The following is a 25,994-nucleotide window of genomic DNA, read 5'->3' as shown; positions in this document are numbered from 1 at the left end:
TTATAAACCTGCTTTCAGACTTGCTTCAATAAACCGGTCAAGGTCGCCATCCAGCACTGCCTGGGTATTGCGCGTTTCCACGCCGGTACGCAGATCCTTGATCCGCGAATCATCCAGTACATACGAACGGATCTGGCTGCCCCAGCCGATATCGGATTTGTTATCTTCCAGTGCCTGTTTCTCGGCATTTTTCTTCTGCATTTCCAGCTCATACAGCTTCGCTTTCATCTGCTTCATCGCCTGATCTTTGTTCTTATGCTGAGAACGGTCATTCTGGCACTGGGTAACGGTATTGGTCGGAATATGGGTAATACGCACCGCCGACTCGGTCCGGTTGACGTGCTGACCACCCGCACCCGAGGCGCGATAAACGTCGATACGCAGGTCGGCCGGATTAATGTCGATATCAATATTTTCGTCCACTTCCGGGTAAACAAACGCAGAACTGAACGACGTATGACGACGGCCACCGGAATCGAACGGACTTTTACGCACCAGACGGTGAACACCGGTTTCGGTACGTAACCAGCCAAAGGCGTATTCGCCGGAAATACGGATAGTCGCCGACTTAATACCGGCCACATCCCCTTCGGATTCTTCGATAACTTCGGTTTTAAAGCCTTTAGCTTCCGCCCAGCGCAGGTACATACGTAACAGCATGTTGGCCCAGTCCTGTGCTTCTGTTCCCCCGGACCCGGCCTGCAGGTCGATATAGCAGTCCGCGCTGTCATATTCGCCGGAAAACATACGACGGAATTCAAGATCAGCCAGTTTCTTATCCAGCTCGTCCAGTTCGGCTATCGCTTCATTGAAGGTCTCTTCATCGTCCGCTTCAATAGCCAGTTCCAGCAGGCCATTAACATCTTCCAGCCCCTGAGCCATCTGATTCAGGGTACTGACAACGGCTTCCAGAGATGAGCGTTCTTTGCCCAGCGCCTGGGCGCGTTCCGGATCATTCCAGACATCGGATTGTTCCAGCTCGGCGTTTACTTCTTCGAGACGTTCGTTTTTAGCATCATAGTCAAAGATACCCCCGAAGCAGCAGGCTGCGTTCGTTGAGGTCCTGGATGCGATTTTTAACCGGATTAATTTCAAACATGGCTTCAGATATCTTTTAGTTGGTCGGTTAATGGCTTAATTCAGGCCACATAGTCTACCGGAAAGGTGGTGTTTCGGGTATCCCTTAAGCCATCGCATAATGGCTTTTGTTTCCGGGAAAGTCCCGCCGGATGTCTGCGGCTCAGGTGACGGGCCACAGATGCTCAATCAATAACTGCACATTTCGCTGACCGCGGAATTCGTTAATATCGAGCTTATAAGCAATTTCGGCCTGCTGAACGCTGTTATCCGGCCACAGACGCGTATCTATATTAAATGCGATACCATCCAGCAAGGGGCCGCCGCCGACCGGCTCCAGCATCAGTTTCAGATGCCGCTCACCCACCAGTCGCTGCTGCAGAAGCCTGAATTTACCGTCAAATACCGGTTCAGGGAACGCCTGGCCCCAGGGGCCGGCCTCACGCAAGATCTCTGCCGTTTGCAGGGTCAGTTCACTGCCGGCAAGCTCGCCATCAGACCAGATTATCCCCTGCAGTTGCGCAGCATCCAGCCATTCACCGGCAATCAGAGCAAACTGCTGACGGAATGTTTCAAACTGGTCTTCCTGCAGCGATAGTCCGGCCGCCATCGCGTGTCCGCCGAACTTCAGGACAACGCCCGGGTTCAGGGTATCCAGCCTTTCCAGCACATCGCGCAGATGAAGGCCGGGCACCGAACGACCTGAGCCTTTCAGTGTGCCATCCCCCGCCGGAGCGAAAGCAAATACCGGCCGGTGGAAGCGTTCTTTCAGCCGTGAAGCCACAATGCCGACCACGCCCTGATGCCACTGCGGATGATAAAATGCCAGTCCGTGAGGTAATTGCTGATGCTGCTGTACCAGGGAATCGCACAGGCTCAGGGCTTCCGCCTGCATGCCCTGCTCAATCTCTTTACGGGTCTGGTTCAGGGCATCCAGTTCGCTGGCCAGCATCCTTGCCTGCTGGATATCGTCGGTTAACAGCAATGACACCCCGACTGACATATCATCCAGACGCCCGGCGGCATTTAAGCGCGGGCCGAGGGCAAACCCGAGATCACTGGCGACCAGCCGCGATGAAGGACGGTTCGCGACCTCCAGCAAGGCACGGATCCCCGGGCGGCATTTGCCGGCCCGGATCCTTTGTAACCCCTGCCAGACCAGAATACGGTTATTGGCATCCAGAGGCACAACATCGGCGACTGTCCCGAGGGCAACCAGGTCCAGTAATTCCGCCAGATTCGGTTGCGGACGGTCGGCAAAGCCGTTGTGATCACGCAAACGCGCCCGTAAAGCGAGCATCAGATAAAACGCGACCCCGACCCCGGCCAGTGCACGCGAAGGAAAACTGCAGCCGGTCAGATTAGGGTTAACAATGGCTGCCGCCTCCGGCAGAGTATCGCCGGGCAGGTGGTGGTCGGTGATCACCACAGGGATACCGTACTGGTTTGCCAGCGCCACACCGGCGTGTGAGGAGATGCCGTTATCCACGGTCAGTATCAGTTCGGCGCCCAGGGTTTTCGCCTGTTCGACGACCTCCGGACTGAGTCCGTAGCCATCCTCAAACCGGTTCGGCACCAGAAAGGTGACATTCTCTGTCCCCATCGCCCGCAGAGCCAGCAAAGAAAGCGCGGTACTGGTGGCGCCATCGGCATCAAAGTCCCCCACCACGACAATCCGCTGACCGCTGAGGATCGCCTGATGCAGCAACGCGGCGGCAGACTCGATTCCGTTCAGTGCCTGCCAGGGCAATAAGGCCGACGCCCCGCGTTCCAGTTCACTGGCCGCGGTGATCCCGCGCAGATGATACAGACGACGCAATAATGCCGGCATATCTGCCGGTAACTGCACGTCCCCTTCCGGCTGACGACGGCGCAGCTGTGAAACCTGTTGTCCGGTCAAAAGTTACTGCCCTGCTTTCAGACTATCGAGATATTTTTTCAGATCTTCCGGGCTCTGGTAGCCGGGAATAAGTACACCGGTATCCGTCAGGATGGCCGGGGTCCCCTGAATACCATACATCAGGCCCAGCTGATACTGGCGGGACAGGTCGATATTGCAGGTTGCTGCCGGCGGTACATTACCGTTCATGGCCGCATCGAAGGCTTTTTTACGATCCGCAGCACACCAGACGGAAGTCATTGCTTTTGCAACTTCTCCGCCCATTCCCTCACGCGGGAAGGCCAGGTAACGTACGGTGATCCCTAACGCGTTGTAGTCTGCCATCTGCTGATGCAGCTTATGGCAATAGCCACAGGTAATATCGGTAAATACGGTGACCACATGCTGTTGCTTCGCCGCTTTATAGATGATCATCTCCGGTACCATCTGCTCCACTTTCTTATCCAGCTGACGGAAAGTGACATTGACCGGGTGCTGACCACTGACATCATAGAGTGGTCCCTGAATCATCTGTTTGCCGTCGTCGGTCATATAAAACACACCACTGTCGGTCAGCACGGTTTTCATGCCTGGCAGCGGGGAAGGCTGGATATCGGTGACCTTCACCCCCAGTTTCTGCAGGGTGCTCTGAATGGCGGAATCATCTGCCTGCGCCAGTCCGCTCAAGGCGGAGCACAGCAGTGCGACGGCTAAGAGAGTTTTTTTCATGAAACTGATGTCCTTTTCATCCCGGAGCTCAGGCCCGGGGATGGTGCTGTTGATGTAACTGACGCAGCCGTTCATTGGCTACATGGGTATAAATCTGAGTCGTCGAGAGATCACTGTGACCGAGCAGCATCTGTACCACCCGCAGATCTGCACCGTGGTTCAGCAGATGTGTGGCAAAGGCATGGCGCAGTACATGCGGTGACAGGCTTTCACTGTCGATGCCGGCGATCACAGCATAATGTTTAATCCGGTGCCAGAAGGTCTGCCGGGTCATCTGCCGGGCCCGGGTACTGGGAAACAGCACATCCAGTGTCTGCCCCTGAATAAGCCATGGACGGCCGTACTCCATATACTGTTCCAGCCAGTAGATCGCTTCTTCGCCCAACGGGACCAGCCGCTCTTTGTCGCCTTTACCTAACACCCGCACGACCCCCTGGCGCAGGCTGACATCGCTCAGCGATAAGCCTACCAGTTCTGAAACCCGCAGACCGGTGGCATAAAGCAGTTCCAGCATCGCTTTATCACGCAATTCCAGCGGAATTTCGGTCGAGGGTGCCTGCAACAGGCGTTCTATCCGCGACTCACTTAAATCTTTCGGTAAACGTTGTGGCAGTTTAGGAGAGGATAGTATGGCCGTCGGATCATCGCTACGCTGTTTTTCACGGTACAGATACTGAAACAGTCGTCGCATCGCACTCAGTTGTCTGGCCGAACTGCTTGCTTTTGCGCCATGTTCCAGCCGTTCAGCAAGAAAGTTCTGTAAATCCGCTGCGCTAACGGTCAGCAGAGAGAGTTCTTGCGGTTTCATCCAGTCGGTAAGTTGTTGCAGATCCTGACGGTAGGAAGACAGAGTGTTTTCCGCCAGATTACGTTCAATCCAGACAGTATCGAGAAACACCTCTACCCTGCGCAGATTGTCATCGTGTTGCTGATTTTCCTGCACTGTTCCTCCGCTCTTTTTGGTGCTTTTCCACAAGTTTCGCTGCGCTATTATGCCTGAAATCCCCGGCCAATGGCTAAAACAATGTGGGACGGGAGAGCGGTTTTACAAATACATAGGAGGATTCCGGGGAACACCGGAAGCGTTTTTTATTATAAGCACGGTGAGTGTTCCGTTCGCTTTATCTTAAGGCAGGCTGCCTTAGCCCCGCCGGGGGCGACCGGGCAAAGGGCGCAGGGCCGCGCCCTCTGCACTCCGGGCCTTGCGACAAGCCTGCCCGCCGCTGCGCGGTACCTTCACTCACTCATTTGTCCTTTACGGACCGGTCATGATTCGCTCCTGCTCAGCATGACCTCTCGCCGCGTCCATGCGGCTCGTCCTGGACGCATTCACTCGCTCAGCGGTGCGATGTCGCGGTAAGTCAACGGCTGTGGAACCGGTGAAAACCGGAGGTTTTTTTCTCAGGCCTGTGGCTAGTGAGTTCGGCTGTGGGTTTTTATGGTCAGACCGTGAATATTCCGTTCGCTTTATCTTAAGGCAGGCTGCCTTAGCCCCGCCGGGGCGACCGGGCAAAGGGCGCAGGGCCGCGCCCTCTGCACTCCGGGCCTGGCGACAAGCCTGCCCGCCGCTACGCGGTACCTTCTCTCACTCATATGTCCTTTACGGACCGGTCACGATTCGCTCCTGCTCAGCGTGACCTCTCGCCGCGTCCATGCTGCTCGTCCTGGACATATTCGCTCGCTCAGCGGTGCGATGTCGCGGTTAGTCAACGGCTGTGGGACCGGGGAAAACCAGCGGATTTTTTTCTCAGGCCTGTGGCTAGTGAGTTCGGCTGTTGTTTAATGTCAGATCGTGAATATTCCGTTCGGCTGTGGTTTTTTATAATCAGGTCGTGAGTGTTCCGTTCGCTTTATCTTAAGGCAGGCTGCCTTAGCCCCGCCGGGGGCGACCGGGCAAAGGGCGCAGGGCCGCGCCCTTTGCACTCCGGGCCTGGCGACAAGCCTGCCCGCCGCTGCGCGGTACCTTCGCTTACTTATATGTCCTTTACGGACCGGTCACGATTCGCTCCTGCTCAGCGTGACCTCTCGCCGCGTCCCTGCGGCTCGTCCTGGACGCACTCATTCGCTCAGCGGTGCGATGTCGCGGTAATTCACCGGGTGTAAGACCGGTGAAAAAACGGAAACGCTTTTTATTATCAGCACGGTGAGTGTTCCGTTCGCTTTATCTTAAGGCAGGCTGCCTTAGCCCCGCCGGGGGCGACCGGGCAAAGGGCGCAGGACCGCGCCCTCTGCACTCCGGACCTGGCGACAAGCCTGCCCGCCGGTACGAATTCCGGGTAAACCGGATGTGTTTTTTATTATAAGCACGGTGAGTGTTCCGTTCGCTTTATCTTAAGGCAGGCTGCCTATGCCCCACCCTGATAGCGCTATTTTTGTTGGCAGGGCTGAAGCTTATGCTCTCTCAAGGATGATTTCCTTTATCCGGCTTATTGACCCGAATATAAACGTCGATACACCTGCACAAACACCCCTGTCTGAGAATGAAGATAGCCCACCGTGACTTCATCATGGGTCGCCCGGCTTTTCCAGCATTGGGCTTCAACATCACAAGATGCCTGGGGTTCATACCCCTCTGATTTCAGGTAGTCCCTGATACTCCGTGTGTCTGAAACACCATAAAACTTCACGGTGAAGACGTTAGCTTCTGTGCCGGTGATCCTCCCGAACCAGAATTTATAATCCTCTGATACCTCTGGCATTTTTTTTAATAACTCAGGCGTGTAATATTCATACTCCCGATGATTTTGCCTGGTATAATATGCGCTATCGGCCAATTCCATCCTGATATATGGCCAGCCAATAACCAGGCCACTACCAGCTATACCAATCACACCCATCAGAGTGACGATCACCTTCCTCATAATCCCATCCTGCCATTGCTGGCACCAGAGACCACACACGTTCTGCCTGCCTCTGGATTGTCATACTCTCCGGGCGACGCACTAAGCACGTAGGTCTTCATAAGATACGATGACATGCTCCTGAAAAGCAGGACGAGAAGCCAGGCGCTGGTAATAAGAATGCAAATGCCGGAGCGGTTGCCGGACCACATCAATATCGTAATAACGGAATAAAACATGACCAAACTGAATATCGGCCAGTGAAAACTCATCGCCTGCCAGAAAGTTATACTTACTGAGTTGTTCCCCGGCGATCGAAAGGTTTTTCTCCAGGGTTAACATCGCTTGCCTTATGGCCGTTTCATCGCGTTCACTCTCCGGAGTCCGGACAACTCGCCAGAACACAGGTGCAGTAAATGCCATTGCAACGTTAATTTTCGCCCACTCCGCCCATCGGTCCACGTTGGCCTTTTCCTGCGGATCGCGGGGCCAGAAAGTATCCGAAGCATAGCGATTAGCCAGGTAGCGTAAAATAGCCCCCGTCTCCCATAAAGGAGGGGCTGAGCCATCCTGTAATACCGGCACGGTGCGATTGGGATTCAGCGAATAAAAAAAGTCCGTGTCAGTCCCTTGATACTTATGCCCCACATCATGCCTGATATAAGGCAACTGTAGTTCTCCAATGCACCACATTAACGCCTGGACATTGGACGATGTTTTCCGGCCCCACACAGTTAACATTTAGATTCCTTTTGTTTATGTCATTCTGGTCAATGTCCCCTGACAGATGATACGTACACCGTCCGGAGACCACTTAGCACTTTTAAGTCCTAAGAGTAACAATACCGCCACCCGGAATCCCGCCAGAATCGAACGCAGAAAATTTCACAGGCATGAGTGATTATTTACCGGACCTCCGGGGGAAGAGATAGCCTGCAAAAGAAGAGCAGTATCAGGCGCGGTGACGTAGTCGTTATAAGAACTTTAAGATAGTACTAGCGCTTTAATCTGACAATTTCATAGATCGATACAACAACCATCACAAATACAAAGAATAACGGAACAAGCCAGATTGGGCTCTCCGGGAAAAACACCCCCTGAACCATAGCAAATATTATTGTCAGTGCTGCAGGCCCATAATACGAAATTAATGACCTGAATATCCGGCTTAAAACTCTCTTAATAACATTCATCATTATCGAATCATCCTGGTAATGATGCCTGCGATTTCACTATCCATGTCCGGATAAATTGCCCCCGACACCCTCTGCGTGTACTTCCTAAGGCTCACTCAGAGCCAGTTACGTTCTGAGACCTAACACTCCCGAAAGCCCGCCAGAATCGAACGCAGAGAATTTTACAGACATGAGTGACTCTGTACCGGGCCGGCTAACGGAAGATTTCAGCCTGAGGCCTGGCCTGAAGACGCGAAAGTAACATTACGTCAGCCAGAAAACAGTGAACGGTTGCGCAATTTATTACGTGCCCCTTAGGCGGTTGGGCAACACGGAGAAAAACAGGGAGATTTTTGTCTCAGATCTGTGGGTAAGGAGTTCAGCTGTTGTTTTTTTATAATCAGGTCGTGAGTGTTCCGTTCGCTTTATTATCAGGCAGGCTGCCTTACCCGCGCCACAGGCGACCGGGCAACGGGCGCAGGGCCCTCTTCATCCCGGTACTAAAACCGGGGAAAACGCGAATTAGGGCTTTGCCTTACAAGACTGTACACGAGGAGCAGGGATCCGGGAACTCTCCCAAACGGACAGGAACGGGCGGAACCTGTTCAGAGTAAAAAAGGAAAACTGTTCCGGCCAGTCAGGGCTCAGAGCGCTATCCGTTGCGCAAAAGCCATTAATTGACGGCAGAATGTATTTTTTCTTAGGCTTTATCAGGCATTATTAGATAATTCACTCACGGCACTAAAATTGACTGTCTGAATTAGCAAGGTAATTATGAAAATCGGATTATTCTACGGTTCCAGCACCTGTTATACCGAAATCGTCGCGGAAAAAATCCGTGATTTTATCGGTGACGACCTGGTGACATTGCACAATGTGAAAGAGGGACCGGTAGAAGCGATGCAGCAGTACGACCTGCTGATTATGGGGATCCCGACCTGGGATTTCGGTGAACTTCAGGAAGACTGGGAAGCCATCTGGCCCCTGCTGCCTGACCTGCAGCTGCGCGGTAAACCCGTGGCACTCTATGGCATGGGTGATCAGATTGGTTACAGTGAATGGTTTCTCGATGCGCTCGGCATGCTGCATGATCTGCTGAAACCCATGGGCGTTCAGTTTATCGGGCACTGGCCGACCGAAGGCTTCGAATTTATCAGCCTTAAAGCTGTGCTGCCGGCAGGGGATAAGTTTGTCGGGCTGGCACTGGATGATGTTAACCAGTTCGAAATGACCGATGACCGCGTCGAACGCTGGTGTGAACAGATCCTGACCGAAGTGGAAAAACTGCTGTAAATCCGTTTAGCGCGGATCACTCCGGCAATAAAACCAGTGCATTCGTAAGGCCCGCCAGTCCTGCGCGGGCATCGCATCCTGCATCAGCCAGAAACGCAGACGTTGCCCGTGTTCATTTTCCAGAGAAAGCAACACAGCAAAGGGTAACCAGCCAGGTTCCCGCCGGGTCCGCCAGCGCTGTTGCTGCCAGCGCCACCTCCCCTGTGCATCCACTTCCAGCGGGCCGCGACGCTCACGAAAACGTCTTCGCCCCAGTCGCCCCTCCTGCCATACCAGGCAAAGAGCTATTACTTTTAAGATGCCGCCGCCCCAGGTCCAGGGGGTAAAAGCAACAGCCAGCACGATCAGCGCCTGAACACCGCACTGAATACGGCAGGCCAGCCGGGAAGGGACTAATTCACTCTGCCACCGGGCCGCGTTGCTGGTTACGTTCACGGATCAATTGCACCATGTTACGGAGGTCCGCATCCGCCGGCTCTCCGTTGCCCATCATCCAGTTAAATAAATCCGGATCGTCTGCCCGTAACAAAGCGATGAACGTCTGCTTCTCAGGGTCGGTGAGCGTGTCATATTCATATCTGAAGAACGGCATAATAGCGATATCCAGCTCCAGCATGCCCCGACGGCAGGCCCACTGAATACGGGCTTTATCATTGATACCCGGGGAAGTTTGTTCCGGCATGATTTGTCCTGTGTAGGGTTCCTGAGGATGCTCAGTTTACCCCGTAATGCACAGACAGGCGACAATAGCCGCTGCCGGTCATTAAAAAACACGTGCGGGTACGCAGTTATTCAGGAATACTGGATTTTCATGCCCGATCCTGTCGCTGAGTGCGGCCTGACATTGTCCCGGACTTAAGAAACGCCTGTGACATCAGATTTTGCCACACTTACGCTTATCGGCTTTACCACCCTGCCCGATCCTGTCACAGGGTGCGGCCTGACATTGTCCCGGACTTAAGAAACGCCTGTGACATCAGATTTTGCCACACTTACGCTTATCGGCTTTACCACCCTGCCCGATCCTGTCGCTGGGTGCGGGCTAACATTGTCCCGGACTTAAGGAACGCCTGTGACGTCAGATTTTGCCACACTTACGCTTATCGGCTTTGCCATCCTGTCCGGCGCAATGAGCCCCGGGGCCAGTTTTTTGCTGGCGGCGAGGACTGCAATCTCTTGTTCGTTTTCTGCGGCCGCGGCGGTCGCGGTCGGGCTGGCCAGCGGGGCGGCTATTTTCGCTGGCGTTGCGCTGTCAGGCTTACATGCCGTGCTGCTCTGTATCCCGGGCCTCTGTCTGACGCTGAAAATCGCCGGCGGGCTTTATCTGTTATGGGGCGCGATAAAAATAGTACGCCGCTCTGTCGGGGCTACCGTCAGCGGCGGGCAGAATATCCATCACAGTCCCGGACGGGCTTTTCTCTCCGGATTGCTGACACAGTTAAACAACCCGGCGACCGCACTGGTGTTTGTCAGCCTGTTTTCTTCGGTATTAAGCTCAGCTTCCGCGCCCCGGATGTCGGTGACTCTACCCGCGATGGCATTTATCATCGATGTCTCGTGGTATTTACTGGTAGCCGCTCTGCTTTCTGCCCGCAGCCCGCGTCATGCTTATCTCCGTTACCGGCCCCTGATTGACCGCTGCAGTGCCGGTCTGCTGGCCTTCACCGGCCTGAAATTACTGTTCAGGTAATCTTTTGCGGACAGGCACCCGCCATATAACGCATTTCCCGTGTGGTTTCGCCCTTTTCAGCGGTCGGCCTTTGGTGAATAATGCCCTTAATACGACTGCGAACCCGGCTCAGCCATGCGCTGATGCTCACTTAAGCCACAGGATGTCCTATGCCAGAAAATACTCTCTCTCAACCGGCAGCCGCAGAGACTCTGCCTCTGACTATCGTCGACCTTGATGACTGGGCGCTGGTCACTGCCCGCGGCCCGGACAGTACCAGCTATCTGCAGGGGCAACTGACGCTGGATGTTGCCGCCCTGCCGGAAAATGACCACCGGCTGGCCGCCCATTGTGATGCCAAAGGTAAAATGTGGAGCAGTCTGCGTCTTTTTCATGATACGGAAGATTACGGCTATATTCTGCGCCGCCAGGTGCGTGATGAACAGCTGGCCGCGCTGAAAAAATATGCGGTCTTTGCCAAAGTGACGCTGAGTGACGACGACAGCCGTCAGCTGACCGGCATTGCCGGACAAGGTGCCCGCGAGGCTCTGGCGGTTCATTTCGGTGTGTTACCGGATCACGACCAGCCCCGCGTACTGGCAGAGGATCAGCTGTTGCTATGGCAGGGCCACCCGACCGAACGCTTTATCCTGATCGCCGGCAAGGAACAGACCGCCGCCCTGCGCCAGGCTCTGAACCCTGCACAGACCGGAGACAGTCAGCAGTGGCTGGCGCTGGACATTGCCGCCGGTCAGCCGGTGATCGACCAGGCCACCAGCGCTGAGTTTATCCCGCAGGCCACTAACCTGCAGGCATTACAGGCGATCAGCTTTAAAAAGGGCTGCTATACCGGCCAGGAAATGGTTGCCCGGGCGAAGTATCGCGGAGCCAACAAACGGGCATTGTACTGGCTGCTGGGCACAGCAGAACACCTGCCGACGGCCGGTGCTGCGCTGGAATTACAGATGGGTGAGCGGTGGCGTAAAACCGGTACCGTGCTGGCCGCCGTGAAGCTCAATGACGGCCGGGTGTCCGTACAGGCGGTGCTGAATAATGACCTGGAAGCAGAGAGTGTATTGCGTCCTGAAGGCGATGAAGGCGCAGTATTAACGGTACAACCCCTGCCTTATTCTCTCACCGACGAAGAGTAATCGGCCACGGGTCCGTTCAGCATCCTGACCGGGCCCCGGGATTCACGATGCCGGGCAGTTGCCCGGCCTTAAAACGGTAACAGCGGAGCCTTTATGGCGCCGCTGTGCAGTTTAGTGAACGTAGAAGTAGATAGCGCAGAAGTGACAGATTGCTCCTCCGAGCACAAAACCATGCCAGATCGCATGATTATAAGGGATGCGCCGCGATACATAGAATATCACCCCCAGCGAATAGACAATGCCGCCCATCGCCAGCAGCCAGACACTGGCGGATGAAAGCCGGGTCGCCATCTGATACACCACGATCAGTGACAGCCAGCCCATCAGCAGATAAGTGACCAGCGACAGGATCTTAAAACGATGGGCTATCGTCAGTTTAAAAATAATGCCCGCCAGGGCTAATGCCCAGATCACGACCATTAACGTATGTGCCAGCGGCGATTTCAGCCCGACCAGTAAGAAAGGGGTGTAAGTCCCGGCGATCAGCAGATAGATCGCACAATGGTCGAATTTTTTCAGCCAGGGCCTGGCTTTCGGCGAAGGAATAGCGTGATACAGGGTTGAGGCCAGAAACAGCAGGATCATACTGCTGCCGTACAGGGTATAACTGATAATGGTGATCGCCCCGGCATTGTGTTCAATGGCCCGGGTCAGTAACAGTACAAGTCCGACAACTCCGAACAGGCATCCCAGTCCGTGGCTGATGCTGTTAGCCACCTCTTCGGCCAGAGAATATCCCTTCGGAAATAAACGATATTGTGTCATGCAGGCTTCCTGATTTCAGTACGTTGTTTCCGGTAATGCACAGGTAGCGTAGCGAAGAATATTTTCAGTGTACAGGTGTAAGCTGAATTTTTTTTGTGAATGCCTGTGTCTGCCGCCTGCGAAAAATCCCGGCACTAATGGAAGCACTCTTACCCCGGTATCTCCGGTTTCGGGTCGCTAGCGTAACGAACAAAATGCAGGTCATCATGCCATTGTCCTGCCAGATAAAAGCTCCGTGACTGCCGTTCTGTCAGACGAAAACCACAGCGCTGCATCAGCCGCTGACAGGCCTCATTACCTTCGGTGACCTGACAGCATAAACGGTCGCCGTAACCCTCGCTGAAAAAACGCGCAGCCAGGGTATTCAGCGATTCGGCAGCATACCCTTTTCCCTGCCCCTGCGGGGAGAAGATAAAACCGGCCTCAGCGCCGGTTTCCTGCAGACAAAAGCCGGTCAGGCCGACCGGCTCTCCGCTGTCGCGTTCACTCAGCAACAGACACAGCCAGTGATCGCTGCTTCTCTGCCATAGCGGCAGACGGCTGTTAAATTTCTCACGGATACTTTCTTCACTCAGCGGGTCGCTGATAAATCGCATGACCTGCCGGTCGCGGTACAGTTGCAGGAAAAATGGCCAGTCATCTGCCTTCAGCTGACGGCCGGATAAGCGGGGGGTAATAAACGGAGTCATTGCTATTCCCGGGTAACAAACAGATCAGATTCATCGTAAAACAACGGCTGTCCCGGAAGACAGCCGCGCAGAGCAGGTTACTGATAATCGCTGACGGGGACGCAGGAACAGAACAGATGACGGTCCCCGTAAACATCATCCAGACGTTTCACTGTCGGCCAGTATTTATTATCACTGCCCGCCGGGAACACCGCCAGTTCACGGGAATAACAATGCGACCATTCAGCGGCCAGTTCCTGTTGGGTATGTGGCGCATTGACCAGCGGGTTATCCTCCGCAGGCCATTCACCCGCGATGACCTTCTCTATCTCGCCACGGATAGCCAGCATCGCCTCAATAAAGCGGTCCAGCTCATGCAGGCTTTCCGATTCGGTTGGCTCCACCATCAGTGTCCCTGCTACCGGGAAAGACATGGTCGGTGCATGGAACCCGTAGTCAATCAGTCGCTTAGCGATATCCATTTCGCTGATACCGCTCTTTTCTTTCAGCGGACGAATATCAAGAATACATTCATGCGCCACGTGCCCCTGCTCTCCGGTATAGAGAATGGTATAAGCCTCACCCAGACGGCGGGCAATATAGTTAGCATTCAGGATAGCCACAGAGCTGGCCTGCCGCAGGCCTTCGCTTCCCATCATTCGGATATACATCCAGCTGATAGGCAGAATAGATGCACTGCCAAAAGGTGCCGCAGACACGGCCCCTTCACGGGTCAGGACGTCTGCCACCCGGACGATACTGTGCCCGGGCACGAACGGTGCCAGATGCTCCTTAACACCGATTGGCCCCATCCCCGGCCCGCCGCCGCCGTGCGGAATACAGAAGGTTTTGTGCAGATTCAGATGCGAGACATCGGCACCGATAAAGCCGGGTGAGGTCAGCCCCACCTGAGCATTCATATTTGCGCCATCCAGATACACCTGCCCTCCGTACTGATGGACGATGCTGCAGACTTCACGGATCGTCGACTCATACACCCCGTGGGTGGAAGGGTAAGTCACCATAATGCAGGAAAGCTGCTCACCTGCCTGCTCTGCCTTCACACGCAAATCATTCAGGTCAATATTCCCCTGTTTATCGCAGGCGACCACCACCACCGACATGCCTGCCATCTGTGCAGACGCAGGGTTGGTCCCGTGGGCCGAGGCCGGGATCAGGCAGATATTACGCTCCGGCTGGTGACGGCTTTCATGATAACGACGGATTGCCAGTAAACCGGCATATTCTCCCTGTGCGCCCGAGTTAGGCTGCATACACAGTGCATCGTAACCTGTCAGTCGGACCAGCCAGCGGGACAGCGTGGCTATCATTTCCAGGTATCCTTCTGCCTGGGATGTCGGGCAAAACGGGTGCAGTTCTGAAAATTCCGGCCAGGTCACCGGTAACATCTCAGCGACCGCATTCAGCTTCATGGTGCAGGAGCCCAGCGGGATCATGGCCTGATTCAGGGCCAGATCCTTGCTTTCCAGCCGGTGCATATAACGCATCATTTCCGTTTCGCTATGATAACGGTTAAACACCGGATGGGTGAGAATGGCTTTCGTGCGATATAACGCCACCGGCACGGAGGCACTTTCAGCGGCTGCCTGAGCATCCAGCACGTCAAAATCGATCGGCACATCATTGCCGGTAAGAATGGTCAGTAATACCTGTAAATCTTCCCGACGGGTCGTTTCATCCAGCGTCACGCCGATGGCCTGAGGTAAATCGGTCCGCAGATTTACCTGATGATCGGCCGCCCGCTTCAGTACAGCGGCTTTATCTTTGACTTCCACCATCAGCGTATCAAACCAGTGACTGTTATGGAGTCTGAACCCCTGCTGCTGCAGGGCGGCAGCCAGAATATCGGTCAGACGGTGGATGCGTTCGGCAATTTTTTTAAGTCCCAGCGGACCATGATAGACCGCATACATACCGGCAATATTGGCCAGTAACACCTGTGAGGTACAGATATTGGAATTGGCCTTTTCACGGCGGATATGCTGCTCTCGTGTCTGCATCGCCATACGCAGTGCCTGATTACCGCTGACATCCCGGGATACCCCGATAATGCGGCCAGGCATCGCGCGTTTATGCTCATCCCGGCTGGCAAAGAACGCTGCGTGCGGTCCGCCGTAGCCCATCGGTACCCCGAAGCGCTGGGAGGAGCCAAAGACAATGTCAGCTCCCTGTTCACCCGGTGAGGCTAACAGCACCAGCGCCATAAAATCGGCCGCCATGCTGACAATGACTTTGCGTTCCCTGAGGGTCGCGATAAGATCCCGATAGTCATGCAGATGGCCCCGGGTGCCGCAATACTGCAGCAGTACACCAAACAGATCCTGATGATCCACCGCCTTCTCTGCCGCATCGATAATCAGTTCAAACCCGAAGGTTTCGGCGCGGGTGCGCACCACATCGAGGGCCTGCGGATGCACATCTTCCGCCACAAAAAACTTATTGGCATTTTTAAGCTTACTGACCCGTTTCGCCATCGCCATGGCTTCAGCCGCAGCCGTGGCTTCATCCAGTAAGGAGGCCGAGGCAATATCCATCCCGGTCAGGTCAAGAGTGACCTGCTGAAAATTAAGTAGCGCTTCCAGACGCCCCTGCGACACTTCCGGCTGATAAGGGGTGTAAGCGGTATACCAGCCCGGATTTTCCAGCAGATTACGCAGGATCACCGGCGGGGTGATCACCGCGCTGTACCCCATACCAATCCAGGATTTAAAGCGCTTATTACGCCCGGCGATCGCCTTCAGTTCAGCCAGCGCCTGTTGTTCCGTGACGGCCTCACCGACCGCCGGCAGTTCAGGCAAACGGATATCCTGTGGCACGATGGCATCGATCAGTTCCGGCAGAGAGCCGGCACCGATAGATTGCAGCATTTTTTCCTGCTGCTGTGGTGAGGGTCCGATATGGCGGGTAATAAAGTCATTCTGATTTTCGAGCTGGCTGAGTGTCCGGGTCATTCGCTTTGCATCCTGAATCAGGCGGGAAGATAAATAGCAGGACGCAGAGTTCCTGCTCTGGCAGAGGGCACCGGCAGTATTCTGCCGGTCACCGGAGGGCGTTTATTCGCCGATAGACGCGGTATAGGCTTCCGCATCCAGCAGTCCCTGCTGACTGTCGCTGGCTGGTTTCAGTTTAAACAGCCAGCCGTTCTCATAAGGCGCGCTGTTCACCAGTTCCGGGTGCTCACCCAGCGCCTCATTAATCGCAATCACTTCACCGCTGAGCGGTGCATAAATATCAGAAGCGGCCTTCACGGACTCAGCTACCGCACAATCTTCTCCCTGGGTGACCTGAGCGCCGACATCCGGCAGGTCAACAAACACCATATCGCCCAGTAATTCCTGCGCATGTTCGGTGATCCCGACGGTAACGCTGCCGTCAGCTTCCTGACGCACCCATTCATGACTCTCGCGGTATTTTAATTCAGCCGGAACATTGCTCATTCGGGTTATCTCCTGAAATTATTGTTATACCAAAGGTTTACCAGCACGAACGAACACCGGTTTGCAGACGGTAACCGGCATTTCGCGCTGTCTTATCTGTACCACGGCACTGTCGCCGATGGAAGCGGGCACGCGGGCAAGGGCAATGCTGACGCCCAGGGTCGGTGAAAACGATCCACTGGTGATAATGCCCTGCTGACGGACGCCATCGGTATCGGTAAACAGCACCGGTTGCGCGTGACGCAGGACGCCTTTTTCTTTCAGCACCAGACCGACCAGTTTTTCGGTCCCCCGCTCACGCTGCGCTTCCAGGGCCTCACGGCCAATAAACTGTCTGTCTTCCGGCTGCCAGACAATGGTCCAGCCCATATTGGCGGCCAGCGGCGAGACGCCCTCATCCATATCCTGCCCGTAGAGATTCATCCCGGCTTCCAGCCTCAGTGTGTCACGGGCACCCAGCCCGGCAGGCCTGACACCGGCCTCCTGCAGACGCCGCCACAGATCAGGTGCCTGTTCTGCCGGTAGCGCTATTTCATAACCCGACTCACCGGTATAACCGGTGGTAGCAATAAACCACTCTCCGCTCTGTACACCGAAGAACGGTGCCAGCCCTTCAGTGTCCTGCCGCTGGCTCTCTGTCAGCAGGCCCTGTACTTTTTGCTGAGCATGAGGCCCCTGAACGGCAATTAACGCCAGTTCGCTGCGTTCCTGTAAGGTGACACCAAAAGGCACCGCATGAGAGCTGATCCAGGCTAGATCTTTTTCGCGGGTCGCAGAGTTGACCACCAGCCGGAAGTGATCCTCTGTCAGAAAGTAAACGATCAAATCATCAATCACGCCGCCGGAGGCATTCAGCATGGCGGTATAGAGCGCTTTGCCGGGGTGTGTCAGCCGTGCGACATCATTGGCCAGCAGATAACGAAGAAACTCACGGGTCCGGGCACCGTGCAGATCCACGATCGTCATGTGGGAGACGTCAAACATTCCGGCATCCTGCCGCACCGCCAGATGCTCATCGATCTGCGAGCCATAATGCAGCGGCATCATCCAGCCATGGAAATCGACCATCCTGGCACCACAGGCCTGATGCTGTTCAAATAAGGGGGTGTGCTGAGTCATAACCGTCGTCCTGTCGAAAAGTGAGAGGTTTACCGGTGGTGATTTACGTGTTCCGGGGTTAAAACCCCGGGCGCAAACGATACCCTGTGAAAAACTTACCACCGAATTCGGTACTTCACCATAAGCAAAATAATGGCAAAAAACCGTGATGCCCCCTGATGGTGCAGAACCTTCTGCAGCAAAAAACACCAGATAACCGACGGTTCCCTGAACAAATCACCGTCAGACACTCCTTAGAGCAGAATTTAAAGACAACTGACCGGCGAATGCCGGTGACAAATTAATGACCGTGTTTTTGCTAAGGATTAGAAAAAGTATGGCAAAGGAGGACGTCGAATTAGAATAAATCAAATGAGGTTCAAAAGTGGTGCAACACGACCTGTTGTCCCGCGACTGAATGACAGGAAGCTGTTCTCGCGGGAAATGCCCCATGGTTATGCCGGAACGCTATCATAAAGAGGTATTCCGCTTATCGCCGGACGATCACTAGTCTGTTCTTCCCCGGCCCGGCCCGGGACAACGGCATCGGGGTCATAACAGACCGGTCACTCAGTGGTCAGACGCTCTTCTGTCCGGCAGATGCCCGGTCTGTGTATGTTTACAGGGTGCAGTTTACAGACTGATACTGTAACGAACAAAATCGCCCAGTTCAGCCAGCCTGTCGTAGAGCTTTCTTGCCGGATTGGACTCACGGGTTATCCAGTAAACTTTCGCCCAGGATTTTTCTTTAGCTTCGTCACGGATGGCTTCGATCAGCGCTTTACCCGCACCCAGCCCCCGCATGGTCTCGTCCACAAAGAGATCTTCCAGATAACACAAAGGCTGCGTATACCAGGCTCCTTCATGTAAAACAAAGATAGCAAACCCGATAATCTGCTTATCTGTCTCCGCCACCCTGCACATCAGTGAAGAGTCTGGCGACAGTGCTCTTTCCCAGGTCGATAAGGTCACCGACTGATCAAGCTCACTGCCGGCAAAGGCCAGATATTGCTGCCACAGTGTCATCCAGGCGTCGTAATCCCCGGCCTGAACCTCGCGTATACGAACCGTCATTCTGCCCTCTCTTTCTTTTTGTGATAAGTCAGAATAACCACCGGAATACCGCTTGTATATCTGCTTTCGGGGAATGACAGACGGGTTAGCCGGAAAAGCGTACGGGTTCCGTTCAGCCCCTGTCTCTGACATAACTGAAAGACGGCACTGTACAAAATCAGTCCACATTAGCTATGTTATTTCTGACGACACCATTGTTCGCGGGGGAAACCATGCCGGAGTTCTGTTTTTTCAAAAAGGGTAACCACATCGCCGCCACAGACAGGCAGGATGTGGAAAAATCCGCGCAACTGGCCGCGGAAGGCTGGCAGAAATGCTTTGAAGAAGTGAATGCCATGGATGCGGAGAGCGCACTCCGCAGACTGGCAGACCTGAGCCAGCAGACAGTCACCACGGAGCACGCGTTTATCACCGGGTCCGTATTCAGTAGTCTTCTGACCGCCATTCTGAAATAACTGCAGCCAGGCGGCCTTCCCCGGTAAACCGCCGGATTGCACCCGCCAGGTTTACAGAGAAATGTCGTCATGCTGCCCGGTCATTCACGCGGCGGCCTGAACTCAGGTAAAGGTCATCCCGTAAACACCGCTCCGGCCCGGTGTCACGGTGCATGGGTGAATAAAGGCTGCCGTTTATAGGTCGGCGGGCAGCAGTTCAGTCGAATTCGTCAGTATGACGCCATGGCTCAGCATATCGGCCCTCGCCGCGGCCAGAGAACCCTGAAAATCGATCCCCTTGCAGGCATCTTCGATTACCGTGGTAGTGAACCCTGCCAGTCGTGCATCAATAGCGGTCATTGCCACACAGAAATCCGTCGCCAGACCAACAATATAAACGCTACTGATCTCAAGGGCCTGCAGCCAGGCGGCCAGTCCGGTCGTTGTCTGCCGGTCGGCTTCGGTAAAGGCGGAGTAACTGTCGATATCCTGATGGCAACCTTTGCGGATAATCAGCCGGGCGTGCGGAATGTCCAGCTGGCTATGAAGCTTTGCTCCTTCACTTTCCCACACCGCATGCACCGGCCAGAGGTGCTGAGGGCCATAACGGGTTTCGATGATATCGCCGGGCTGTTTACCGGGATGATTTTCGGCGAACGACAAATGGTTATGCGGATGCCAGTCCTGAGTCAGAACAACGTTACTGAAACCACGGGCCAGCTGGTTGACCCGTGGAATGATCGTTTCGCCGCCGGGAACCGCCAGACTCCCGCCGGTCACAAAGCAATTCTGCACATCCACGACAATTAACGCCCTGTGCCGGTCCGGCGCGAAGGGTTCAGGTAAAGACATAACGTTATCTCCGTCAGTTCACTGTAAGGCTCCGGGCCCCCGGGAGCGGTGTCAGAAAGCCAGTATAAACAGAGTTCCCGCCTGAAAGCGACAGGCATACCCGGTGTAACTCTGCTCCGGTTCACGGCCGTCAGTTAATTGCGGCAGCATATTTCCTGCTTAACGGATTGTCGTGGCGAGTGAACATTAAAAAGGGGTGATCACGGAGGTTCCCGCAGCACTCAGCAGTCAGCAGTCAGCAGTCAGTAGTCAGTAGTCAGTAGTCAGTAGTCAGTAGTCAGTAGTCAGTAGTCAGTATAAACAGAGCATTTGTCCCGAAAGCGACAGGCATACCCGGCGTAACTCTGCTCCGGTTCACGGCCGTCAGTTAATTGCGGCGGAGTATTCCCTGCTTAACGGATTGTCGTGGAGAGTGAACATTAAAAATCGGTGATCACGGAGGTTCCCGCAACGCTGCCAGAAAGCCCGTATAAACAGAGAATTCTCACTGGCTGTGGCTGTGGCTGTGGCTGTGGCTGTGGCTGTGGCTGTACAGATGATCATTGACTAACGCCAGGAACACTCAACGATTCCCGGGTGTTTACAGAAAATAACGATGTCCCTCAGCAACCATCAGTTGGAAGAGTACGTAAAAAGGCCCGCCTGGTGACGGGCCGTTTCAGCCGGACTAGCTGTTTTTCAGCCACTCAGGCAAGTCATGCAGGCCCATTGCCTGCTGCAGCAATTTCGGCTTAACCCCGGGCAGGGTATCGGCCATCTTCAGCCCGAAATCACGCAGTAATTTCAGGGCCGGGTTGCTGCCGGCAAACAGTTCACGGAAGCCCTGCATCGACGCCAGCATCATCGCCGCGCTGTGCTTGCGACTGCGTTCATAACGACGCAGGTAGAGATGCTGACCAATGTCTTTGCCCTGCTGCTGCAGGCGACGGATCTCACCGATAAGCTCTGCGGCATCCATAAAGCCGAGGTTTACCCCCTGCCCGGCCAGCGGATGGATAGTATGGGCCGCATCGCCCACCAGTGCCAGCCGGTGCGCAGCAAACTGCCGGGCATAACGTGCCATCAGCGGAAAGGTTTGGCGCTCACTTTCCACGCTGCATAACCCCAGCTTCATATCAAACGCGACCGACAGTTGCTGATTAAACTGATCTTCAGACATCCCCTTCAGTCGTTCAGCCTGTTGCGGTTCGCAGGACCAGACAATCGAACTCAGATGCGGATCAGAGAGCGGCAGAAAAGCCAGAATGCCTTCACCGTAAAAGATCTGCCGGGCGACGGAATGATGGGGCTGCTCCGTACGGATATTGGCCACCAGCGCATGATGCTGGTAGTCCCTGAACATCAGCGGAATATCCGCTTTTTTTCGCAGCCAGGAATCTGCGCCGTCCGCCGCAACCAGTAACCGTGCCGTCAGCATAGTGCCGTCTTCCAGCGTAACGAAAGCTTCGTTATCACCGAATGCGACCTGCTGAAGCTGTGCCGGAGCGATCAGTGTCACGTCACTGCAGCGGCTGGCCCGTTGCCATAACGCTTCGCGCAGCACCTGATTTTCAACAATATAGCCCAGGCTGGTCATTCCCTGATGCTGATCGTCAAAACGGATATGACCAAAGCTGTCTTTTTCCCAGACTTCCATGCCGTGATAAGCGCTGGCGCGCATCGCCAGAATATCCTGCCAGACACCGAGGTGACTGAGCAGACGTTCGCTGGCACGATTAATCGCCGACACACGGACCGACGGGGCTGCCTGCAGATCCGGCGGGGTATGCGGTGACTTCTCCAGTACCGCAACGTTCAGGCCACTGCCCTGCAAACCGCAGGCAACCGCCAGACCCACCATTCCGCCACCGGCGATGACAACATCAAAGCTCTGCATCAGTACTCTCTCATTAACGTTTCACCCAGCCCAGGGTACGCCCGGCCAGCTGATGTTTAAGCCACGGCATTTTATCCATCACCGTTAAGCCAATATTACGACCCGCGACTAACGGCAGATTCCGGTTAGAAAAAAGCCGTACCAGGCCATCGGTAACAGCGATGGTTTTCTGCCGGTCAGGTTCACGCCGTTCCTGATAGCGCTGCAGCACGGCGTACTCACCAATATCTTCCCCGGCATCATTTGCCCGGGCGACCGTTTCTGCCAGCGTCATAACGTCACGCAGGCCAAGATTAAACCCCTGTCCCGCAATCGGATGCAGCGTCTGGGCTGCATTCCCGGCCACCACCAACCGATGGCGGGTGATTTCCTGTGCCTGCTGTAATACCAGCGGATAGTAGTCACGTTTACCGCAACGGATAAAACGTCCCTGCCGCCAGCCAAATGCTTTCTGCAGTTCATCCAGGAATTGCTGTTCACTCCAGGCCTCCACCTGTGAACGTCTCTCCGTCGGATGGCACCAGACCAGAGAGTAACGATCACCGGACATGGGTAACAGTGCCAGCGGGCCGTGCGGCGTAAACCGTTCATAGGCTCTGCCGGCGGGTAATTCGCGGGTTCTGACATTGGCGATCACCGCAATCTGCTGATAATCCTCCTGCTGCCAGCGCACGCCACAGTCCGCTGCCAGAGAAGACCCGGAACCATTGGCCACCACCAGCAACTTCGCCTGCAGTTGTTCGCCATTATCCAGCGTAACCGTAACCTGCTCAGCTGTCCGCGAGACACTTTCCGCCCGTGCAGGACAGATCACCGTCACGCCAGGGGCATGCTTAAGGCGTGAAAACAGTTGTTGTCCGGCATCATGCAGTTCGACCACATTGCCCAGCGCCGGCAGCCCGTACTCATCATGACGGATGCCGACATGGCCCGGAAAACCGCGATCACTGACGTGAATGTCGGTGATCGGCGTCGCACAGCCGGCAAGATGTGACCAGATACCAATCTGTTCCAGCTGCTGACAGGTTCCCGCTGCCAGGGCTATCGCCCGGCCATCAAAACCGGGATGCCCGCGCTCGCCGGGCGTGGTTGCTTCAATCAGTGTGACAGGAAGTTTTCCCTGTGTGAGGTGAGAGACCGCCAGCGCCAGTGTTGCACCGGCCATCCCTCCCCCTGCGATAATCATGCTCATGCTGCGCTATTTCACCTGTTAGCGGTGTGACTGTCTGGCTTCTGCCATCAGTGCTTCAATATCATCTGCATTTTTTACTACAGTATCGGTCAGGTTTTCATGACCCTGCTCAGTAATCAGGATATCGTCTTCAATACGGATACCAATGCCGCGGTATTGGGGCGGAACCTCCGCATCCGGCGCAATATAAAGCCCCGGTTCCACGGTCAATACCATTCCCGGCTCCAGCAGGCGTTCACGTGCCGGTGATCCGTAATCACCCACATCATGCACATCCAGCCCCATCCAGTGGCCCAGCCCATGCATATAGAACTGACGGTGAGCATTTTCCGCGATCAGCGTCTCAATGTCTCCCTGCAGTATGCCAAGCCGTACCAGCCCGGTCACCATGATACGCACCACCTCGTCATTCACCTCACGGATACTGACGCCGGGACGGTAGAGGGATAATGCTGTTTCCAGTGATTCCAGTACGATGTCATAGATTTCACGCTGTGCCGGACTAAAACGTCCGTTCACAGGAAACGTGCGCGTAATGTCACCGGCATAGCCGTAGAGCTCACACCCGGCATCAATCAGCACCAGATCACCGTCGCGTAATTCACTCTCATTTTCGGTGTAATGCAGAATACAGCCGTTTTCACCGCCACCTACGATAGTGCCGTACGAAGGAAACCGTGAGCCATGACGGCTGAACTCGTGATGGATTTCACCTTCGAGCTGGTATTCGTACATTCCCGGCCGACAGACTTCCATCGCCCGCTGATGGGCCAGTGCACTGATTTTCCCGGTCTGACGGAGGATCGCTATCTCTTCATTATCTTTAAACAGACGCATTTCATGGACCAGCGGCCGCCAGTCGGTCAGTGTACCGGGCGCGCGCAGGTTCTGACGGCTGCCCTGACGTAATTTATTAAGCGCGTTAAAGACTTTGCTGTCGGCTGACTCATCCTCGCCCTGCGCAAAGTACACCACATCCAGACCATTGAGCAGTTGATAGAGCTGATCGTCCAGATCTTCCCAGGGCAGCGCTTTATCGACACCGAGTTTTTGCGGGGCAGCATCCTGGCCCAGACGACGACCCGACCAGATCTCTGCGGTGACATCCCGGACCCGGTTGAACAGCACGCTGTGATTATGATTTTCATCACTTTTTATCAGTAACAGGAGCGCCTGAGGCTCATTAAAGCCGGTGAAATACCAGAAATCGCTGTTCTGGCGAAAAGGGTATTCGGTGTCGCGGCTGCGGGTGACTTCCGGGGCGGCAAAGAATAATGCAGCACTGCCCGGGACCATTTTTGCCAGGAGTGCCTGGCGGCGCCGTTGGTAATTTTCCTGCGTGATCATCATCAGTGCTCCCTGTTGACCCGGCCGGTGACGACCGGGAGATAAAAATTAATTAATGCAGCGTCGGTTTCTTAACTTCAACCGCCGTCGGCTGAGGACGATTAAACGTTTCATAGCACAGGACCGCCGCGACGCGGACATATTCGAGCACTTCTTCCAGGGACTGCTCCAGTTCTTCCTGGTCTTCGTCTTCATCGTAGCCTAACTGCGCGATAGTTCGCAGGTCATCGATGGCTTCGCCGGCTTCACCGGTCACTTTATCCAGTTTAGGCTGGGTGACGCCCAGGCCCAGCAGGAAGTGATTAACCCAGCCAGCCAGCGCATCGGCACGCTCAAAGACAGTTGTCTGACCGTCTTCAGGCATCAGTAAGCGGAACATAAAGCCATCGTCTTCCAGTGTCTGTAACACCGCATCGCGCATTTCCTGCAGCGGCTGAGAGAGCGTCTGTGAGAAGGCCAGGCCATCATTGGCCAGGTCATGGACTAAGGTTTTCCAGCTGTGATCCTGATTGCCACCACAGATGATACCACTGATCAAACCGTGCATTTCTGCCGCTGTCATTCCTACCCCCTGCGAAGAGAGTGTGGCAGACAATGCATCATAGGAAGGTAGTGCGTTCTGTAAGGACATAGTTATTCATCAATGTTGGAAAGTTAAGTTCATGGTATGCTACCACTAGCAGCCTGAAGGATTCCAGAAAAGGGGTTGTAAGTTATTATTCAGGTCTATATAGTGGCCCCCGTTCCCCGATAAAGCGTCTCGGATGCGGGCAATGTAATCAGTCAGGAAGGTGGCATGTCTGCGCAACCAGTAGATATACAAATTTTTGGTCGTTCATTAAGAGTTAACTGTCCGCCGGAACAGCAGGAAGCGCTGAATGCGGCCGCAGCTGACCTCGACCAGCGGTTGCAGGACTTAAAAGTCCGCACCCGGGTGAACAATACCGAGCAGCTAGTGTTCATAGCAGCATTAAACATCTGCCATGAACTGGCGCAGGAAAAAAGCAAAACCCGTGATTATGCATCGAATATGGAACAACGTATTCGCATGCTGCAACAGACTATTGAACAGGCATTAGTTGAGCAGGGTCGGATCACCGACCATCAGGGACCTAAATTCGAATAACACTTTATGGATCCTGTGCTACAATTTCCATGAAGTAAATTTTCTCTGGGATGTTTGCGAGCGGGCCAGTCCCCTGAGCCGATATTTCATACCAACAGAATGTGGCGCTTCATTTTTTGTGTGCATGCCCGGTTCGTCCGGGAAGCCTGATAATAATGACGGCATGTTCACCTTGAACCAAGGGTTCAAGGGTTACAGCCTGCAGCGGCATCCCGGAGATCTCCCCTTACGACGTTCCTGTCCTTCCGGACACTTCTTCCCTGAGTCATCCCGTTTCTGCCTTCCGGTATC

General features: G+C 54.7%; 25 protein-coding genes and 1 other RNA gene. 6 read left to right on the top strand and 20 right to left on the bottom strand.

Translation table 11 applies throughout. The features are described 5' to 3' along the window. From prfB to ABD035_RS09020, 7 genes are all read right to left on the bottom strand, one after another. Positions 1-1,099 (bottom strand): peptide chain release factor 2 gene (prfB, locus tag ABD035_RS09050; RefSeq protein WP_343869510.1). Its coding sequence is split into 2 segments (ribosomal slippage): positions 1-1,023 and positions 1,025-1,099, totalling 1,098 coding nucleotides; the frame shifts between segments, so codons are not numbered across the junction. 141 nt (positions 1,100-1,240) lie between these two features. Next, positions 1,241-2,977 carry a single-stranded-DNA-specific exonuclease RecJ gene (recJ, locus tag ABD035_RS09045; protein ID WP_343869508.1) on the bottom strand — a complete coding sequence of 579 codons (1,737 nt, stop codon included), beginning with the start codon at positions 2,975-2,977 and terminating at the stop codon, positions 1,241-1,243. Positions 2,978-2,980: 3 nt separating this feature from the next. Continuing rightward, positions 2,981-3,685: a bifunctional protein-disulfide isomerase/oxidoreductase DsbC gene (gene dsbC / locus ABD035_RS09040; RefSeq protein WP_212714221.1), complete on the bottom strand. Its 705-nt coding sequence runs from the start codon at positions 3,683-3,685 to the stop codon at positions 2,981-2,983. Between the two features lie 28 nt (positions 3,686-3,713). Then, on the bottom strand, positions 3,714-4,628 hold the full coding sequence (gene xerD, locus ABD035_RS09035; RefSeq protein WP_212714222.1) for a site-specific tyrosine recombinase XerD: 915 nt from the start codon (positions 4,626-4,628) through the stop codon (positions 3,714-3,716). Between the two features lie 1,483 nt (positions 4,629-6,111). Then, the gene (locus ABD035_RS09030; RefSeq protein ID WP_343869504.1) at positions 6,112-6,546 is read right to left on the bottom strand and encodes a hypothetical protein; all 435 of its coding nucleotides are present in this window, start codon (positions 6,544-6,546) and stop codon (positions 6,112-6,114) included. Positions 6,547-6,627: 81 nt separating this feature from the next. After that, positions 6,628-7,266: a glutathione S-transferase family protein gene (locus tag ABD035_RS09025; RefSeq protein ID WP_343869502.1), complete on the bottom strand. Its 639-nt coding sequence runs from the start codon at positions 7,264-7,266 to the stop codon at positions 6,628-6,630. Between the two features lie 254 nt (positions 7,267-7,520). Then, on the bottom strand, positions 7,521-7,721 hold the full coding sequence (locus tag ABD035_RS09020) for a hypothetical protein (RefSeq protein ID WP_343869501.1): 201 nt from the start codon (positions 7,719-7,721) through the stop codon (positions 7,521-7,523). A gap of 753 nt (positions 7,722-8,474) precedes the next feature. Here ABD035_RS09020 and fldB point away from each other — a divergent pair. After that, complete coding sequence (fldB, locus tag ABD035_RS09015) at positions 8,475-8,993, top strand: flavodoxin FldB (protein WP_343869499.1); 519 nt, start codon at positions 8,475-8,477, stop codon at positions 8,991-8,993. Between the two features lie 6 nt (positions 8,994-8,999). On the opposite strand, the gene ABD035_RS09010 is transcribed toward fldB, so the two are convergent. Together ABD035_RS09010 and sdhE are read right to left on the bottom strand one after the other, a co-directional pair. Beyond that, positions 9,000-9,428 (bottom strand): protein YgfX, encoded by a 429-nt coding sequence (locus tag ABD035_RS09010; protein WP_343869497.1) that lies wholly within the window; start codon positions 9,426-9,428, stop codon positions 9,000-9,002. Then, entirely contained in the window at positions 9,391-9,675 is a 285-nt protein-coding gene (gene sdhE, locus ABD035_RS09005; RefSeq protein WP_212715139.1) for an FAD assembly factor SdhE, read from the bottom strand. The genes ABD035_RS09010 and sdhE overlap by 38 nt, the downstream gene beginning before the upstream one ends. Before the next feature lie 390 nt (positions 9,676-10,065). Here sdhE and ABD035_RS09000 point away from each other — a divergent pair, with 390 nt between their 5' ends. Next, on the top strand, positions 10,066-10,683 hold the full coding sequence (locus ABD035_RS09000; RefSeq protein ID WP_343869494.1) for a LysE family translocator: 618 nt from the start codon (positions 10,066-10,068) through the stop codon (positions 10,681-10,683). Positions 10,684-10,832: 149 nt separating this feature from the next. After that, positions 10,833-11,813, top strand: coding sequence for a tRNA-modifying protein YgfZ (ygfZ, locus tag ABD035_RS08995; protein WP_343869492.1), 981 nt, complete (start codon positions 10,833-10,835; stop codon positions 11,811-11,813). Positions 11,814-11,924: 111 nt separating this feature from the next. Here the strand turns inward: ygfZ and trhA are convergent, their stop codons facing one another. From trhA to ABD035_RS08965, 6 genes are all read right to left on the bottom strand, one after another. Further along, a complete protein-coding gene (gene trhA / locus ABD035_RS08990) occupies positions 11,925-12,578 on the bottom strand; it encodes a PAQR family membrane homeostasis protein TrhA (protein ID WP_343869490.1) in 654 nt (217 codons plus the stop codon). 149 nt (positions 12,579-12,727) lie between these two features. After that, the gene (locus ABD035_RS08985; protein WP_343869488.1) at positions 12,728-13,267 is read right to left on the bottom strand and encodes a GNAT family N-acetyltransferase; all 540 of its coding nucleotides are present in this window, start codon (positions 13,265-13,267) and stop codon (positions 12,728-12,730) included. Between the two features lie 77 nt (positions 13,268-13,344). Next, on the bottom strand, positions 13,345-16,218 hold the full coding sequence (gene gcvP, locus ABD035_RS08980; protein ID WP_343869486.1) for an aminomethyl-transferring glycine dehydrogenase: 2,874 nt from the start codon (positions 16,216-16,218) through the stop codon (positions 13,345-13,347). Between the two features lie 102 nt (positions 16,219-16,320). Then, positions 16,321-16,704: a glycine cleavage system protein GcvH gene (gcvH, locus tag ABD035_RS08975; RefSeq protein ID WP_212715133.1), complete on the bottom strand. Its 384-nt coding sequence runs from the start codon at positions 16,702-16,704 to the stop codon at positions 16,321-16,323. 24 nt (positions 16,705-16,728) lie between these two features. Continuing rightward, entirely contained in the window at positions 16,729-17,823 is a 1,095-nt protein-coding gene (gene gcvT / locus ABD035_RS08970; protein WP_343869483.1) for a glycine cleavage system aminomethyltransferase GcvT, read from the bottom strand. A 612-nt stretch (positions 17,824-18,435) separates the two neighbouring features. Continuing rightward, a complete protein-coding gene (locus ABD035_RS08965) occupies positions 18,436-18,876 on the bottom strand; it encodes a GNAT family N-acetyltransferase (protein ID WP_212715131.1) in 441 nt (146 codons plus the stop codon). Between the two features lie 212 nt (positions 18,877-19,088). Here ABD035_RS08965 and ABD035_RS08960 point away from each other — a divergent pair, with 212 nt between their 5' ends. Beyond that, positions 19,089-19,331, top strand: a complete 243-nt coding sequence (locus ABD035_RS08960) for a hypothetical protein (RefSeq protein WP_343869480.1) — start codon at positions 19,089-19,091, stop codon at positions 19,329-19,331. Positions 19,332-19,505: 174 nt separating this feature from the next. On the opposite strand, the gene pncA is transcribed toward ABD035_RS08960, so the two are convergent. The 5 genes from pncA to ABD035_RS08935 all read right to left on the bottom strand — a co-directional run bounded on the left by pncA (position 19,506) and on the right by ABD035_RS08935 (position 25,208). Continuing rightward, positions 19,506-20,162 (bottom strand): bifunctional nicotinamidase/pyrazinamidase, encoded by a 657-nt coding sequence (pncA, locus tag ABD035_RS08955; RefSeq protein ID WP_343869478.1) that lies wholly within the window; start codon positions 20,160-20,162, stop codon positions 19,506-19,508. 667 nt (positions 20,163-20,829) lie between these two features. Continuing rightward, complete coding sequence (ubiI, locus tag ABD035_RS08950; RefSeq protein ID WP_343869475.1) at positions 20,830-22,038, bottom strand: FAD-dependent 2-octaprenylphenol hydroxylase; 1,209 nt, start codon at positions 22,036-22,038, stop codon at positions 20,830-20,832. Positions 22,039-22,051: 13 nt separating this feature from the next. Continuing rightward, on the bottom strand, positions 22,052-23,230 hold the full coding sequence (gene ubiH / locus ABD035_RS08945; protein ID WP_343869473.1) for a 2-octaprenyl-6-methoxyphenyl hydroxylase: 1,179 nt from the start codon (positions 23,228-23,230) through the stop codon (positions 22,052-22,054). Between the two features lie 18 nt (positions 23,231-23,248). Beyond that, positions 23,249-24,577 carry a Xaa-Pro aminopeptidase gene (gene pepP, locus ABD035_RS08940; protein ID WP_343869890.1) on the bottom strand — a complete coding sequence of 443 codons (1,329 nt, stop codon included), beginning with the start codon at positions 24,575-24,577 and terminating at the stop codon, positions 23,249-23,251. Between the two features lie 52 nt (positions 24,578-24,629). Then, positions 24,630-25,208 carry a YecA/YgfB family protein gene (locus ABD035_RS08935; RefSeq protein ID WP_212715126.1) on the bottom strand — a complete coding sequence of 193 codons (579 nt, stop codon included), beginning with the start codon at positions 25,206-25,208 and terminating at the stop codon, positions 24,630-24,632. 165 nt (positions 25,209-25,373) lie between these two features. Here ABD035_RS08935 and zapA point away from each other — a divergent pair, with 165 nt between their 5' ends. Further along, positions 25,374-25,703 (top strand): cell division protein ZapA, encoded by a 330-nt coding sequence (gene zapA, locus ABD035_RS08930; protein ID WP_025902723.1) that lies wholly within the window; start codon positions 25,374-25,376, stop codon positions 25,701-25,703. Between the two features lie 39 nt (positions 25,704-25,742). After that, positions 25,743-25,926: non-coding RNA, 6S RNA (ssrS, locus tag ABD035_RS08925), on the top strand. Positions 25,927-25,994: the final 68 nt, after the last annotated feature.

The organism is Tatumella terrea, assembly GCF_039523755.1.
Classification (GTDB): Bacteria; Pseudomonadota; Gammaproteobacteria; order Enterobacterales; family Enterobacteriaceae; genus Tatumella; species Tatumella terrea.
This window is presented reverse-complemented; position numbering and strand designations above follow the sequence as displayed.